This is a genomic window from Enhygromyxa salina (genome assembly GCF_002994635.1).
GTDB classification, from domain to species: domain Bacteria; phylum Myxococcota_A; class Polyangia; order Nannocystales; family Nannocystaceae; genus Plesiocystis; species Plesiocystis salina_B.
In genome coordinates this window covers 72,464-87,100 of sequence record NZ_PVNL01000120.1, presented here as the reverse complement: position 1 = coordinate 87,100, position 14,637 = coordinate 72,464, and the positions used below count along the sequence as shown (strand labels likewise).

The 14,637-nt window shown below is 69.8% G+C and carries 11 protein-coding genes; 6 read left to right on the top strand and 5 right to left on the bottom strand.

Annotated elements, in window-relative coordinates:
* Positions 1-14 precede the first annotated feature (14 nt).
* The 3 genes from ENSA7_RS42700 to ENSA7_RS31625 all read left to right on the top strand — a co-directional run bounded on the left by ENSA7_RS42700 (position 15) and on the right by ENSA7_RS31625 (position 2,264).
* Positions 15-314, top strand: a complete 300-nt coding sequence (locus ENSA7_RS42700) for a hypothetical protein (RefSeq protein WP_146158359.1) — start codon at positions 15-17, stop codon at positions 312-314.
* A 43-nt stretch (positions 315-357) separates the two neighbouring features.
* Positions 358-1,959 (top strand): D-alanyl-D-alanine carboxypeptidase/D-alanyl-D-alanine endopeptidase, encoded by a 1,602-nt coding sequence (gene dacB / locus ENSA7_RS31630; protein ID WP_146158358.1) that lies wholly within the window; start codon positions 358-360, stop codon positions 1,957-1,959.
* A gap of 122 nt (positions 1,960-2,081) precedes the next feature.
* A complete protein-coding gene (locus ENSA7_RS31625; protein ID WP_106093124.1) occupies positions 2,082-2,264 on the top strand; it encodes a hypothetical protein in 183 nt (60 codons plus the stop codon).
* A gap of 13 nt (positions 2,265-2,277) precedes the next feature.
* Here ENSA7_RS31625 and ENSA7_RS31620 read toward each other — a convergent pair whose 3' ends face one another.
* The 4 genes from ENSA7_RS31620 to ENSA7_RS31605 all read right to left on the bottom strand — a co-directional run bounded on the left by ENSA7_RS31620 (position 2,278) and on the right by ENSA7_RS31605 (position 6,708).
* Positions 2,278-3,258 (bottom strand): hypothetical protein, encoded by a 981-nt coding sequence (locus ENSA7_RS31620; RefSeq protein ID WP_146158357.1) that lies wholly within the window; start codon positions 3,256-3,258, stop codon positions 2,278-2,280.
* Between the two features lie 258 nt (positions 3,259-3,516).
* Positions 3,517-4,635 carry a dual-specificity RNA methyltransferase RlmN gene (gene rlmN / locus ENSA7_RS31615; RefSeq protein WP_106093122.1) on the bottom strand — a complete coding sequence of 373 codons (1,119 nt, stop codon included), beginning with the start codon at positions 4,633-4,635 and terminating at the stop codon, positions 3,517-3,519.
* 104 nt (positions 4,636-4,739) lie between these two features.
* Positions 4,740-6,077, bottom strand: a complete 1,338-nt coding sequence (locus ENSA7_RS31610; protein ID WP_181234295.1) for an OmpA family protein — start codon at positions 6,075-6,077, stop codon at positions 4,740-4,742.
* Positions 6,078-6,243: 166 nt separating this feature from the next.
* Positions 6,244-6,708 carry a hypothetical protein gene (locus ENSA7_RS31605; protein WP_106093120.1) on the bottom strand — a complete coding sequence of 155 codons (465 nt, stop codon included), beginning with the start codon at positions 6,706-6,708 and terminating at the stop codon, positions 6,244-6,246.
* A 139-nt stretch (positions 6,709-6,847) separates the two neighbouring features.
* Between ENSA7_RS31605 and uvrA the strand changes: the two genes are divergently transcribed.
* Entirely contained in the window at positions 6,848-9,841 is a 2,994-nt protein-coding gene (uvrA, locus tag ENSA7_RS31600; protein ID WP_106093119.1) for an excinuclease ABC subunit UvrA, read from the top strand.
* A gap of 186 nt (positions 9,842-10,027) precedes the next feature.
* Here the strand turns inward: uvrA and ENSA7_RS31595 are convergent, their stop codons facing one another.
* Positions 10,028-10,948 (bottom strand): hypothetical protein, encoded by a 921-nt coding sequence (locus tag ENSA7_RS31595; RefSeq protein WP_106093118.1) that lies wholly within the window; start codon positions 10,946-10,948, stop codon positions 10,028-10,030.
* 132 nt (positions 10,949-11,080) lie between these two features.
* Here ENSA7_RS31595 and ENSA7_RS31590 point away from each other — a divergent pair, with 132 nt between their 5' ends.
* Together ENSA7_RS31590 and ENSA7_RS31585 are read left to right on the top strand one after the other, a co-directional pair.
* Positions 11,081-11,461: a hypothetical protein gene (locus tag ENSA7_RS31590; protein WP_146158356.1), complete on the top strand. Its 381-nt coding sequence runs from the start codon at positions 11,081-11,083 to the stop codon at positions 11,459-11,461.
* Between the two features lie 34 nt (positions 11,462-11,495).
* Entirely contained in the window at positions 11,496-14,636 is a 3,141-nt protein-coding gene (locus ENSA7_RS31585) for a serine/threonine-protein kinase (protein WP_106093116.1), read from the top strand.
* The last annotated feature ends 1 nt before the right edge of the window (position 14,637 follow it).

Below are 14,637 nucleotides of genomic sequence, written 5' to 3'. Positions count from 1 at the left end.
GTGAGACTATCACCATGCGCCCGCTGTCTGGACTCCTCATGCTCGTGGTCGGCTGCCACGTCGACGGCCCGAGTCCAACTGAGGAACCCACTCCAGCCGTGCATGCGCCGGAACAGCCGGGCGCCGCTCCGCGTAGCGGTGAGGATCCGCCAGCCGATGGCTGCGAGCCGCTGCCCCGGGCTGGGGCGACCTGCCAGGCCGAGGGTTCGTGGTGCGTGATCGACTGGGGTGATCCATGTGGCGCAAGCACCGCGGCGTGGTGCCGCGACGGCGTCTGGATCTACGAGGAGGAAGCCAACCTGTGCGACGACTAGCAAAAACTTGGGATTTGATCGGGCCTGAGACTAGGGTGGCATCGTGGTCCGTCGCTTGATCCCTGCTCGCCGTCCGCCAGCCGCCCTCACGCTCGGCTTGCTCGGGGCGCTCGGCATGCTCGGGGCCGTCGGGGTCGGCGTCGGCGTCGGGTCGCCAGGCTCGCAGCCGGGCTCGGCCGGGTTCACGCCGATCCGAGCAGCGAACGCCAGCCCGCCCGAGGCGACGGCGAGCGAGTCATCGTCGATCTCGTCGGACACGCCGAGCGACGCCCCCCTCGATGTCCGCATCGACGAGCTGATCACCGCGGCTGCCCTGCCCCCCGAGCTTCGCGTCGGCATCTCGGTCGTCGATCTCGCGTCCGGCGACAGCCTCTACGCGCGCGAGGCCGACACCGCGCTCAACCCCGCCAGCAACGCCAAGCTGGTCACCACCGCCGCCGCGCTCGCGCGCCTGGGCCCCGAGCACCGCTACGTGACGCGCGTGTGGGTGGACGCCTCCAGCGTCGAAAATGGCGTCGTCGCCGGCAAGCTCTACTTTGAAGGCGGCGGGGATCCATCGCTGGTCACCGGGGAGATCTATGAGCTCGCCGGTCAGCTGCAGGCGGCCGGGATCACCAAGATCCGCGGACCGATCGTGGTCGACGCCAGCCGCTTCGATCACGACGGCCTTCCGCCTGGCTTCGATCAAAAGGACGAGTTCGCCTCGCACCGGGCCCCCGGCGGCGCAATGTCGGTCAACTACAACACCTACGAGGTGTTCGCTCGGCCATCCGAGACGATCGGCGCGGCCCCGGTGCTCTCCGTCCAACCTGCGATCCCCAGCCTCGTGCTCGACGCCAGCCACGCCACGACCGTGGCCGGCACCCGCAATCAGCTCTGGGTTGCGACCGAGGAGAAGAATGGCAAGACGATCGTCAGCTTCCACGGCGAGGTCGGGGTCGCCAACGGTCGCAGCTCGTACCGCTACCCGATCAGCGATCCATCTCGCTACGCTGGCGAGCTGCTCGCGCTCGCGCTGTCACAGCGGGGCGTGAAGCTCAGCAAGACCAAGATCGAGACGGGCGAGGTCCCGCGCGACGCCGAGCTGGTCGCCAGCTTCCGCTCGGAGTCGCTGTCCGAGCTGTGCCGCGGGGTCAACAAGTTCTCCAACAACTTCATGGCCGAGCAGATCCTGCGCACGCTCGCGCCGGGTGCCCACGCGACCGCCGAGGCCTCCCTCGAGCAGCTGCGCGCGTACACCCGCGAGATCGGGATGCCGCAGGCCGGCCTGGTGCTCGGCAACGGCTCGGGTCTGTACGCCAACAACCTGATCTCGCCGCGGGCGCTCACCTACCTGCTCGGCCACGTCTACAACGATTTTCGCTACCGCAGCGACTTCCTCGCCTCGCTCGCGATCATGGGCGCCGACGGGACCACCCGCTCGCGCCTGCAGGACAGCGACGCGCGCGACTGGGTGCGGGTCAAGACCGGCACGCTCGATGACGTCTCGGCGCTGTCCGGCTACGCGGGCGCGATCGGCCGGGACCCGATCGCGTTCTCGATCATCTTCAATGGGCTCGAGCGCAAGCACCGAGGGGCCGCGCGCGGACTGCAGGACTCGATCGCCGCGCTGCTCGCAGCCGAGGCCGCGAAGACCGCCGGTTGAGTCCCGGGCATGACCCGAATGTCGGGGCCGGGGCGCGGGGATCATCGTGGTCTGAAAATCCTGCGTGAAGCCGATGCAAAGCGCATGTGAAAGTGGTCCCGGGCTTGCAGAGTTAGGCCTGCATGAGCGCCCACTTCCGTGCCGTCGCCCTCGTCCGTGAAGCTCGATCGCTGCTGGGCCCGGCCCTCAGCGCGGCTCGCTCGCTCCGGTTCCGCCTCGCCGATCGCCGCCGCGAAGCTGCTCGAGCCGCGGCGATCCCCGCCCTGCGCAGCAGCGAAGGCCGCCTGTTCCACCCGGGGCTGTGACCCCTAATGGTGTTCAGAACCTGGTGGTCCAGAGCAGCGTGACGGCGGTGCCGGTCGCGGCGGCTCGATCCGGCTGACGTTTGAGGCGGACCTCGTCGACCGCCAGCGTGACCGTGCCGCCCAATAACAAGGCGCCGCCCACCGCGACCGTGACGATGCCGGCGACCTTGGTGGTGTAGATCTGCGGGCACGCGGCCTCATTGGTCGGGTCGATGCCGTTGGGGCAGGTGCCGTCGATCGCCCACAGCGCCGCGCCCGTTCCAACCGCGACCGCGCCTGCGCTCATGAGCACGACCTCTGCCCAACGCGGCATGATGCGCTTGAACGGCTTGGCGGTCTCGGGCGGGGGAACAACGATAATCCGCTCCCCGTACTCGATCGACGCGGTCTGATCGGCCTCGACCTCGACCGTCTTCGCATACGCGAGCTGGCTGCCGTCGCTGGCCTCGATCCACAGGCGATAGCTGCCGGGCACCAGCGCGTCGGTCGTCAGCTTGGTCGGCCGCTCGTCGATATGGACACGGCAAGGGATGTTGCACTGGACAGTGATCGTGCCGGTCCCGAGCTTGGCCAGCGCACCGGCTCGCTCCTTGTGGAGCGCCGTGAGCCCAGGCCCGAACTGCTTGGTGGGCAGCGGATCTCCGCGCGCGGTTCGGATCGCTTCGTCCATGGCGTCGCGGGCTCCGTCAGCGTCGTCGGCCGCCAACAGCGAGCGCGCCAGGGTCAGCTGAGCCATGGTTCGCACATCCCGGCCCTCGGGATCATTGGCCAGCATCGCGGGCATGCCGTGCAGTCGCACCAGCGCATCGCGTAGCTTCGCGGACCCAGCTTGAGGGTTCTCGTTGGCCATGCGCTGGGCGGTGCGGACCCCCTCGAGCGCGGCCTCGTAGTCTTGGTGCCCCTGCTCGGGGCTGACCGCGGGCGCAGGTGGGTCACTCACCGGCTCGGTCGGCGGCGAGAATGAGAGCAGCGCGAACAGGGGCAAGGCGGACATCATCGCAACCTGCAACTTAGCACCCAATCGTGAACAACCGCAGGTCCGAGAGCGCAGACCTTCGGGGCGACAGTCCAAATTTTCCTGATCGAAGGGCCAGACCGCGCGGTGGGGTCACCTCTCGTCCAGATTCGCGCGGCGACCAAGCAGATCCTCGTGGTGACGCCGGTAATATCGATCGGTCCAAATCTGCCTGGCAGGCCGAACACGTGCCCGAACATATGCCCGAACATATGCACAGCGCGTCGCATGGTCAGATTACCCCTCGGCCGCCAGCTGGCCACACGCCGCCTGAATGTCGTCACCACGTGGCGTGCGTAGCCAGCACTGCACGCCCGCGTCACGCAAGATCGCGACAAAGGCCTGGGTCCGCCGATCACTCGGCCGCTGGTAGGGCGCGTGCGGGTGGGGGTTGAACGGGATCACGTTGACGTGACAGCGAAACTCCCGAACCAGGCTCACCAGCCGCCGCGCGTCGGCGTCGGTGTCGTTGACGTCGCGCAGCAGCACGTACTCGAAGGTCACCCGTCGCCGCCGTGAGGTGGGAACGTTCCTGACCGCGGCCAGCAGCGTCGCGATGTCCCAGCGCTGGTTGATCGGCATGACCTGATCGCGGACCGGATCCGTGGTCGCGTTGAGGCTGACCGCGAGCCCGACCTCGAGCCCCAGCCCCTCACTCGCGAACCGCTCGATCGCCGGAACCAGCCCGGAGGTCGAGACCGTGATCCGACGACCCGCGATCGCGTCGCCAGCATCGTCCGTGAGGATCTCGATTGAGCGCCGAACCTGGTTGTAGTTGTGGAGCGGCTCGCCCATGCCCATGTAGACCACGTTCGTGATCCGCGGGGTCCACTTGGCGCCGTCGCGCGCGGCCTCTTCGGCGAGCAGCACGCGGGCGCGGGTGACCTGCTCGACGATCTCCCAGGTGTCGAGGTTGCGCGTGAACCCCAGGCTCGCGGTCGCGCAGAACCGACAGTCGAGCGCGCAGCCAACCTGCGAGCTGATGCACTGGGTCAGGCCGCGCTCGTCGTTGGGGATCAGCACCGACTCGATCGCGTGGCCGTCGACGGTCCGCAGCCGCAGCTTCCGGGTCCCGTCCCGGGCCCGTAGGATCGTGTCGACGCCCAGCCGCTCGAGGCTCGCGCGCTCGCTCAGGGCCGCGCGCTCGTGCTTGGACAGGTTGGTCATCGCGTCGAACGAGTCGACGCGGCGCAGGTGCAGCCAGCCAAACACCTGATCGGCGCGAAACCGCGGCGCCCCCAGCTCGCGCGTGAGCCAGTCACCGAGCTCGGCCCGACTCATCCCCCGCAAGTTGGGTGCGGCCGGCCTCGGGATGCCGCGGCTGGGGCGACGAATCTGCCAGACGATCTTGGACATGTTGAACCGGCGGGCCCGGCGGACGGGCCCCCGACCATGCGTGTAGCACAGCCGAGAACTCGGCGACCACGGGCACCAGAGCGGCCCGCGCATGTCGGGGGAGATCAGTGCGTGAGGATCTTGACCTCGATGCGGCGGTTCTCGGCGCGGCCGGCGGAGGTGTCGTTGGTGTCGATCGGCTCGTTGGGACCCGCGCCGCGGGTCTCGATCCGCGACTCGTCGATCCCCGCCTCGACCAGGTAGCGCTTGACCGCCTCGGCGCGCCGCTGCGAGAGGTCCACGTTGTGCTCGTAGCCGCCGTTCGAGTCGGTGTGCCCGCTGATCTCGACCCGGACCTGCGGGTACAGCTGCAGGACCTCGACCGCGCGATCGAGGATCGGCTTGGAGTCCTTCTTGATCACGTCCTTGTCGGAGTCGAAGTTGATGCCCTTGAGGATGCCGGCGAGATCGGCGAACTCGCTGGGCACCACGTCCGGGCAGCCGTCGTCGTCGTCGAAGCCGTTCTTGGTCTCCGGCTCGGTCGGGCACTTGTCCTGTTCGTCCGGGATCTCGTCCTGGTCCTCGTCGGGCGGGCAGCCAGTCGGGGCCGGGCCAGGCTCGGTCGGGCACTGATCCTCGTTGTCGGGGATCCCGTCGTGGTCGCGGTCGCGCACGGGCTTCTCGCTCTTGCGGTTGAGCGTGACCGAGAGCCCGAGCAGGATCTCGGGGCTGTGGGTCACGCCCTCCCCCACCCCGACGCGGTTGGTGAGGTTGTCGCGGATGTCGAGGCGCAGCAGCAGCCAGTAGTTGATGAAGAACTTGAGCCCGGCGCCGAAGTGGATCGCAATGTCGGCCTCGCTGCCGACGTCGGCCCGCGGACTCGCGACGCCCATCGCCCCGGCGCCCGCGACGATGAACGGCGTCAGACGCCACAGGCCGATCTGTCCGACCAGGTGCCCGCGACCGGCCCAGATGATCGGCTTGCCGCCGCTGTCCCGCAGCGAGGCCGGCATCACGCCGCCCTCGGCCTCGATCCCAAAGTGGCGCAGCGGATAGAAACCCAGGCGCACGCCGACATCCGGGGCCAGGATCCCGTACTGCTTGCGGCCCTGCTGCGGCAGCGAGCGGTCCGCCTCGAACAGCTCGAGCTGGGGCGAGGGGAACAACACGCCGCCCCACACGCCGAGCTCGAGCATCATCGGATCCGGGGGAAAGCGATCGATCCAGCGCTCGCCCTTGGGCCGCGCGTTCTCGTTTGACGCGCTCGCGTCTGCGCTGGCCGAGCCGCCGTCGTCGGTCGACGCCGACGCCTCGAGCGAGGCCTTGGGACCTTCCGTCTTGCCCTTGCCCGCGTGGGCGAGCGTCGGCGCGAGCAGCAGCCCGGCGCCGACGGTCATGCCCAGCATGCTCCGCAGCGCAGGATGCAGGTCGCCACGACGGCGGGTGACAGGGGGAGACTGCATGTTGGGGGAGTGGTCGGTCACGGGCGCGAGCTCGCTGGTGATGACGCCGGGTGGAATGGCCCTGCGGCTCAGCATTATATGCGTCAACGCGCGCGCTGTGGCGCAATGCAGGTTTGCTGTCCAACCCTCGGGCTGTCCCACACAAACTTCAGCCGCGTCCGACGTGTCACCTGCTGCCGTCGAGGTTGTCCAGAAGCTGCTGGTGGCGAGCGCCGAGCTGCAGCGGCGGATCCCGGTCGAGCAGGGCCTCGATCCCGGCGTGATCGATCTTGTCCGGGTCGGTCTCCTGATCCGCGGCCTCGAGGTGGAGCGCGAGGGCCCGGCACGCGAGCGCGTGGCTGGCCTCCGCGCGCCCGAGCTGGTGCAGCAGCCGCGACTTTTGGGCGAGCAGCTGCGCGTAGGCCCGAACACGGGCGGGCGGCCGCAGGATCGAGGCGGCGGTCCGGGCGTCGACGAGCGCCATGCGGGCGTGGTCGAACGCGGTTTCGAGCAGCGCGTCGGTCTGCTGGTCGAGCGGTAGCAGCTGTTCTTGGTCGACCTCGATGTCGAGCAGCGCCGCGGCGATCTTGCCGACCGCCTCCCCCACCTCATCGAGCTGAACCAGCAGCCAGTCATATCGGTCCGTGAACATCTCGCCGGCGATCGTAGCCGCGTTTGTCGCAGCTCTGACGGTCGGCGATCTCCCCGCGGAGAGCACGCGAGCGGACGCGGACCGGAGCTCCCCACCCACAGTTTGGACTGAACGGAGAATCAGTTACAGTCCCCGCCCCATGTCGGACCAGGCAGACGGAAGCCACTTGCCCACTCGCGTCCCCGCCAGCCCCAGCAAGAAGGCGCGGCGCTCCAAGAAAAAGCCAGCGCGGTCGAAGAAGACCCCGGCCGTGCGGGCGGCTCCACGCTCGGGCTCCGTCAGCGAGCCCGACTGGATCGAGGTCCGCGGCGCGTCCGAGCACAACCTGAAGATCGATCAGCTGCGCGTGCCCAAGCGCGAGCTGGTCGTGTTCACGGGTGTCAGCGGGTCCGGCAAGTCGAGCCTGGCCTTCGACACGCTCTACGCCGAGGGCCAGCGCCGCTACATCGAGAGCCTCTCCTCTTATGCGCGGCAGTTCTTGGGCCAGCTCGAGCGACCCAAGGTCGAGCACATCAGCGGGCTCTCACCCACGATCGCGATCGAGCAGAAGGCCGCGTCGTCCAACCCCCGCTCCACGGTTGGGACCATCACCGAGATCTACGACTACCTGCGGGTGCTCTACGCTCGGGTTGGTACCCAGTACTGCCACGAGTGCGGCAAGCCTGTCGCCTCGCAGAGCGCCGAGCAGATCGTGGGCGAGCTGCTGGCCCTGCCCGAGGGCAGCAAGGCCACGCTCTTGGCTCCGCTCGTGGTCCACCGCAAGGGTGAGTTCCGCGAGCTGTTCGAGGAGCTGCGCGGGCGTGGGTTCGTGCGCGTGCGGGTCGACGGTGAGCTGCACCGGCTCGAGCAGGCGCCCACGCTCGACAAGAAATTCAAGCACTCGATCGAGCTGGTCGTCGACCGCATCAAGATCCGCAAGCAAGATCGCATGCGAATCACCGAGAGCGTCGAGCTCGCGCTGCGCGAGGGCAAGGGCGAGCTGCAGCTGCTCGCCGAGCTCGCGGGCGCGAGCGGTGAGGCCGAGGGCAAGACCGTGAGCATGGCGTTCTCGCAAGAGCGATCCTGCTGCGGCCTGGCGTTCCCCGAGCTGAGCCCGCAGAGCTTCTCGTTCAACTCGCCGCTCGGCATGTGCCCCGACTGCAACGGCCTGGGCACCCGCATGGAGGTCGATCCCGAGCTGGTCATCGCCGACGAGACGCTCTCGATCCGCGACGGCGCGATCGGCCCGTGGTCCAACGCGACGGACCGCGAGGCGGGCTGGACCTGGCGCATCATCGAGGCCGTCGCCAACACCTACTCGATCGATCTCGACAAGCCCTGGAACAAGCTCGGCAAGCGCAAGCGTGGCCTGGTGCTGTACGGGTCCGAGGGCAAGCGGATCCGGGTCAAGTGGGGCACCGAGGGCGAGGGCAGCAGCCACGGTGAGTGGGGCATGCGCTTCGAGGGCGTGGTCAACAGCCTCGAGCGCCGGTTCAGCCAGACCGCGTCGGAGTCGGCCCGCGAGCACTACCGCAAGTACTTCCGCGAGGCCGACTGCGAGACCTGTGGGTCGAAGCGGCTGCGCTCCGAGAGCCTGGCGGTGCGGATCCGTGCCAACAACATCGCCGAGCTCACGTCGATGACCGTCGCCGACGCGCAGGCGTGGGTCGGCAGCCTGGAGCTGACCGGCGCGCAGAAGATCATCGCCGAGGGCGCCCTGCGCGAGATCGTCGGGCGGCTCGGGTTCCTGCTCAACGTCGGGCTCGACTACCTGACCCTCGATCGCTCGGGCCCGACCCTGTCGGGCGGCGAGGCCCAGCGGATCCGGCTGGCGAGCCAGCTCGGCTCGGAGCTCTCGGGCGTCATGTATGTGCTCGACGAGCCCAGCATCGGGCTGCACCAGCGCGACAACCAGCGGCTGATCGCCACGCTGCAGCGGCTGCGGGATCTGGGCAACACCGTGCTGGTCGTCGAGCACGACGAAGACACGATCCGCGCCGCCAACCACGTCGTGGACTTTGGGCCGGGCGCCGGTCACCTCGGCGGCGAGGTCGTCTACTCGGGCACCGCCAAGGGGCTCGAGCGCTGCAAAGCCAGCATCACGGGCGGCTACCTGTCCGGCAAGAAGCGGATCGAGGTGCCGGCCGGGCGCCGCGAGCCAAGCGGTGAGATCTGGGTCCGCGGCGCGGCCGAGCACAACCTCGCCGACATCGACATCCGGTTCCCGCTCGGGGTCCTGTGCGCGATCACGGGGGTCAGCGGGGCCGGCAAGAGCTCGCTGGTCAACGGCATCCTGCTGCCGGCCCTGGGCCGGATGCTGCACGGCTCCAGCGACAAGGTCGGCGAGCACCGCGAGATCACCGGGCTCGAGGCGCTCGACAAGGTCATTGCGATCGATCAGCGGCCGATCGGCCGGACCCCGCGGTCCAACCCGGGCACCTACACCAAGGCGTTCGACGAGATCCGCTCCGTGTTCGCGCAGCTGCCCGAGTCGCGGACCCGCGGCTGGAAGGCCGGCCGGTTCTCGTTCAACGTCAAGGGCGGCCGCTGCGAGGCCTGCTCCGGCGACGGGGTCGTCAAGGTCGAGATGCACTTCCTGGCCGACGTCTACGTGCCCTGCGAGGTGTGCAACGGTCGGCGCTACAACCAGCAGACCCTGGCGGTTCGCTATCGCGGGCACTCGATCACCGACGTGCTCGCGCTCAGCATCGACGAGTGCGCCGAGCTATTCAGCAACCACCGCAAGCTCGCGCGGATCCTGACCACGCTCACCGACGTCGGGCTCGGCTATATGAAGATCGGCCAGACCGCGCCCACCATGTCCGGCGGCGAGGCCCAGCGGGTCAAGCTCTCGCGCGAGCTCGGCAAGGTCCAGACCGGGCGCACGCTCTACGTGCTCGACGAGCCCACGACCGGCCTGCACTTCGAGGACATCGCCCGCCTGCTCGGGGTCTTGCAGCGGCTGGTCGACGGCGGCAACACGGTCGTGGTGATCGAGCACAACCTCGACGTCATCAAGTGCGCCGACTGGATCATCGATCTCGGCCCCGAAGGCGGCGCGGGCGGTGGCCGCCTGGTCGTCGAGGGCACCCCCGAGCAGGTCGCCAAGCACGAGACCTCCTACACGGGCCAGTTCCTCGCTAGCCTGCTCTGACCCGCAACGCTGGGGGCGAAGGAAGGGCCCGATCACGCCATCGCGCACAGAGTGAACGGCGAACTCCGAACCGATGGTCGAAGCGGCCAAGCCCCCTTCTAGGGGGCCAATCATGCCCCCGCGCACAAACGGCCAATTGGGAGCGAGCGAAGCGAGTGACCCGAAGTGCGAAACCGGCTGTGGGGGTCATAATGGGAACGGGTTGGCGCGATCGCGGCGCCAGGTCTCTTCGGGCGCGCGCCACTCTTCCCACTGGCGCGGCGCCTCGCGGAAGAACGCGGCGCCGATCACCCCCACGTTGCGGCCGTCACCCATGCGCTCCGAGTAGCTGTCCTCGATGCTCGAGAACCGAAACGCGGCGACGCTGCTCTCGCTGGTCCGCCAGCCGTCGATCACCACCGAGCTGAACGGGTCGACGATGTAGCCGCGCTTGGAGAAGCTCGCCGGGGCCCCGTCGATCACGTCGAGCCCGTCGACGGAGGTCACGACCTCGAACGCGCTGCTGGTGTCGTTGGCGATCGCCAGGCTGTAGCGCGCCTCCGGCTGGCCGACGGCCCACAGCTCGGAGCCCACTGACGCGGCTGGCAACACGTCCCCGCGGTCGTCGAGCAGCGCGAACGACAGGCCGGCGTGCTGCTGCAGCGCGTCGTCGGAGAACGCCCGCGTGCGCTTGTGGCTGGCGGCGGCCCGGACCCCGCCGACGTCGTTGTAGCGAATGCTGAAGACCACGTCGGGGGTCGACGGGTCGGCCCGGCGAAAGCCGACGGTCTCGACGCTGGAGTGGCGATGCTCACCGTAGGCGGTGCCGAGTCCGGGCTTGCTCTCCTCGATGGCGATCGCGCCGGAGCTGAAGTCGGCGTCGTCGTTCCAGCGATCAGCCTCGCTCGGGGCCGCCTCGGACTCGAACGCGCCGGCCCCGGATGGGAGCGGACTGGCCGGGCGATCACTGCGGCGCTGCTTGGCGGGCGAGGCCTCGGCGCGCTCGCCAAAGCTGGTCCCGAGCGCGTCACCGCCGTGGGGACCCGCCATGTCGCCCTGCTTGGCGCAGCCAGGGGTCAGGGCGAGAAGGGGGAGCAGGAGGAGACCAAACGTGGCGGCGTTGTACATGGGACCTCGGTCGGTCGCCGCTGCGGCGACTCCGGGGCCCAACGAGACCCTGCCGCGCGGCTCTTACAGTCACCCGAGCCAAGATCGGCGCCCCCGCTGGCCGCTCGATGTGAACTCGTGCGAAGCTCGCGCGTGGCCCGATCACGACCGATACCGAACTCTGCTGCGACCACCTCCACCGGCAATGTCTACGTGCTCACGGCGTCGATCGCCGCTGACGGCTCGCTGCAGCTGTCGAGCCCCGACCTGCAGGGCGGCGTCATCGAGACCCCTCGAGACGAGGACGCGACCGTCATCATCAACGATATCTCCGGGCAGTACCTCTACGGGACCGAAGTCCCGATCCGCGGCGAAGCCACCAGCTGCTGGAGCCGCAACACGAGCAGCGGGCTGACCCAGCAGCTGTTCAGTTCGGTCAAGTCCGACATCGTCAACATCGTGTTCGCCGCCGAGACCAACGACAACGCCAAGATCAAGTACGGTCCGGTCATCACGATCAAGCCCAAGGGCTGATCCGCGAGCGGGCCCCGGGCCCCCGAGAGACGACATGGACGCGACGGTCACCGCGATCGACGAGCTCGAGCTGAACGTCCGCGAGCGTCCAGGAGTTCACCGCAGCCGCCCCCAGGACAGCGTCTTGGGCAGGCGGCTCGATCACCAGGACGGACCGACCCACGTCGGCCGCTACGCGCTGCTGCGCGAGCTCGGACGGGGCGCGATCGGCGTGGTCTATGCGGCCTACCACGAGGGCCTCGACCGCAAGCTGGCGATCAAGCTGTTGAATCCGCAGCGGGCACGCCGCGCGGATCTCGAGGCCCGCCTGCGTCGCGAAGCGCGGGCCCTGGCCAAGCTCTCGCACCCCAACGTCGTGCAGGTCTACGACGTCGGCGAGTTCGAGGGGCGCGTGTTCGTGGCCATGGAGTTCGTCGACGGTGAGACGCTCGGCGACTGGATCCGGGGCGAGCGCGGGATCGACGAGATCGTTGCGATGTTCGCCGAGGCCGGGCGGGGGCTCGCCGCCGCGCACGAGGCAGGTGTCATCCACCGCGACTTCAAGCCCGACAACGTGCTCGTCGGTCGTGACGATCGCCCGCGGGTGCTCGACTTCGGCCTCGCGTGCCCGATCGAGCCGATCGCGTTCGCCGAGATCGACCGCGCCCGCCTCGACACCGACGGTGAGGCCGCCCAATTTGGCACGTCGCTCGATCAGCTGCTGCGCACCGGTGAGCTCGGCGACGGCGAGCTGCGCAGCATCTCGAGCGCCCGGCGTCGCTACGCCGCTGACGCTACTGACGACGGTCATGCCCCGCCCGCGCCCGGCGATGACGTCGAGCTCTCGCAAGACGCGATCCTCACCCACTCGAACATCGTGCTGCCGGCCCAGCGTGACGGCGAGTTCGACGACACGCTCAGCAAGCACCCGCACCCAAGCGAACGAGCAGGCGAGGACGAGGGCGAGGACGACGTCATCACCCGCACCGGGGCGCTGATGGGCACGCCCGCGTACATGTCGCCCGAGCAGTTCGTCGGCCGGAGCGTCGACGCGGCCTCGGATCAGTTCAGCTTCTGCGTCGCGCTGCATGAGGCGCTCTACGGCCATCGCCCGTTCGTCGGTAAGTCCGCGCTGGAGCTGGGGATCGCAACCGGAGCAGGCGAGATCGTCGAGGCCCCGCCCCACACCCGAGTCCCGGTGTGGCTGCGCGAGGTCATGTTGCGCGGCCTCAGCCCCGACCCGAACCACCGCTTCGCGTCGATGCACGAGCTGATCGCCGCGCTGGAGCGGGACCGCGAGGTGCCCAAGCGGCGCTGGTGGCCCGGGCTCGCCGTCGCGGGGATCGGCGCGCTGGCGGTCGCCGTGGGCATGCTCGCCCCCGAGCGCGCCTCGCCCTGCCCGACCCTGGCCGACAGCGCCGCGCTGCGCTGGACGCCAACCCGAAGCGTCGAGCTACGCGACGCGTTCGCGCGCTCGCGGCTGCCCTACGCCGATCCGACCTGGTCCCGGGTCGAGCCCCGCCTGCAAGCTTGGGCCCAGGCCTGGGGCGCCCAGCGAGTCAACGCCTGTGAGGCCACCGTGGTCCGTCACGAGTTCTCTGCCGAGGTGCTCGCGCTGCGCGAGGCGTGCCTGAATCGCGTCGCCCGCGGCTACGAGGCGCTGCTCGGGCAGCTCGTCGCAGGCACGCCGCGGGTGATCGAGCGGGCGATCGAGGCCGCCGCGGCGCTCCCGGATCCCGATCAATGTGGGGACATCGACGCGCTGCTGTCGACGAGCACGCCCGATGGGTCAGCGGCTGACGCCCTCGAGCTGCTGCGGTCCGACCTCGCCGAGCTCGACATGCGGATCGAGTCGGCCGACGCCGACGCGAGCCTGCCCCTGGCCGAGCTCGCGCTCGAGCGCGCCCACGAGACCGGACACGGCCCAGTCATGGCCGAGGCGATGTACGTGCACGGCCGACTCCTGGCCAAGACCGGCGCCCTCGAGCGCGCGATCACCCGCCTCCAAGATGCGCTCGATGAAGCCGAGCGAGGTGACGCCGACGCGCTGGTCCCCGAGATCGCCCTCGAGCTGGTGCGGGTCTCACTCGCGCGCGGCGACCCCCCCGTGCGCGCACGTGTGTGGGTCCGCCGCGCCACCGCCGGGCTCGATCGCCTGAGCAAGCGCGACCTCGACCGCGCCCGCGCGCTGTGGATCGCGGGCCGGGTCGCGCTGGCCGAGCACGATCCCCGCTCCGCCGAGGACGACCTGCGCTCGGCGCTCGCGTTGCTCGAGGACCTCGCGCCGACGCACCCGGACAAGCCGGCGATGCTCATGGATCTCGGGCGCGCGCTCACGGCCGCGGGAGCGCTCGACGACGCACGAGTCGCGCTCACGCAGGCGCTCGCGGCCAGCGCGACGACCTTCGGCCCCGCCCACCCGCGCGTGGGGGATGCCCACTACGAGCTGGCGCGGTTCGAGTTCGATCAGGGCCGGCGGGAGGCCGCCGGGGAATTGCTCGAGCAAGCGTCGCGCGTCTACATCGAGGCGCTTGGTCCGGGGCACCGTCAGGTCGGTCGCGCGGAGCTGCTGCGCGCGCGCATGGAGCTGCAGGCCGGACAGCTCGACGCGGCCGGGACCCATGCGACCCACACGATCGACATCTACGCGCGGGAGTTGGCGCCTGACAGCCTCGAGCGCGCCGAGCCCCACCTGCTGCTGGGCCACGTCGCGTTCGCGCGGGGGCGGTTCGCGGCGGCGAGCCAGCAGTACAGCGAAGGGCTGGCGATTCAACGCGCTGCGCTGCCGACCGGGCACGTCGCGCTGGCAGACACCCACTCGAAGCTCGGGCTGGCGTATCTCGCCAGTGGCGAGCCGGGGCTGGCGATCGAGCAGCTCGAGCGCGGCGTCGAGCTGCTCGAGGCCGGTGAGCAGGGCTTGCTACAGCGGGCGCGGATCGATCTTGGCGAGGCCCTGCTCGCGCGGGCTGCCCCCGACGACGCGCGCCGAGCTGGGCTGGCCTTCGAGGCCGCGTTCGCGGCGTGTGAAGGTGTCGCGGAGGTGTGCACCGCCGCCGCGTTGGGGGCGGAGCGGGCCAGCGCCAAGCTTGGTGACGACGACGCGGTGAAGCGCTGGCGCGAGCGGGCCGCCCGGCAGTACGCCGCCGGCCCGTCAGACCCAGCGCTTGCGCCACCCACCCGCTTCGACCGACCATGAG

Bases quoted from the DNA above. Each gene is read 5' to 3' on its own strand.
- ENSA7_RS42700 (WP_146158359.1), top strand. From the start codon at position 15: ATGCGCCCGCTGTCTGGACTCCTCATGCTCGTGGTCGGCTGCCACGTC.
- ENSA7_RS31625 (WP_106093124.1), top strand. From the start codon at position 2,082: ATGAGCGCCCACTTCCGTGCCGTCGCCCTCGTCCGTGAAGCTCGATCG.
- ENSA7_RS31620 (WP_146158357.1), bottom strand. From the start codon at position 3,258: ATGTCCGCCTTGCCCCTGTTCGCGCTGCTCTCATTCTCGCCGCCGACC.
- rlmN (WP_106093122.1), bottom strand. From the start codon at position 4,635: ATGTCCAAGATCGTCTGGCAGATTCGTCGCCCCAGCCGCGGCATCCCG.
- ENSA7_RS31610 (WP_181234295.1), bottom strand. From the start codon at position 6,077: ATGCAGTCTCCCCCTGTCACCCGCCGTCGTGGCGACCTGCATCCTGCG.
- ENSA7_RS31605 (WP_106093120.1), bottom strand. From the start codon at position 6,708: ATGTTCACGGACCGATATGACTGGCTGCTGGTTCAGCTCGATGAGGTG.
- uvrA (WP_106093119.1), top strand. From the start codon at position 6,848: ATGTCGGACCAGGCAGACGGAAGCCACTTGCCCACTCGCGTCCCCGCC.
- ENSA7_RS31595 (WP_106093118.1), bottom strand. From the start codon at position 10,948: ATGTACAACGCCGCCACGTTTGGTCTCCTCCTGCTCCCCCTTCTCGCC.
- ENSA7_RS31585 (WP_106093116.1), top strand. From the start codon at position 11,496: ATGGACGCGACGGTCACCGCGATCGACGAGCTCGAGCTGAACGTCCGC.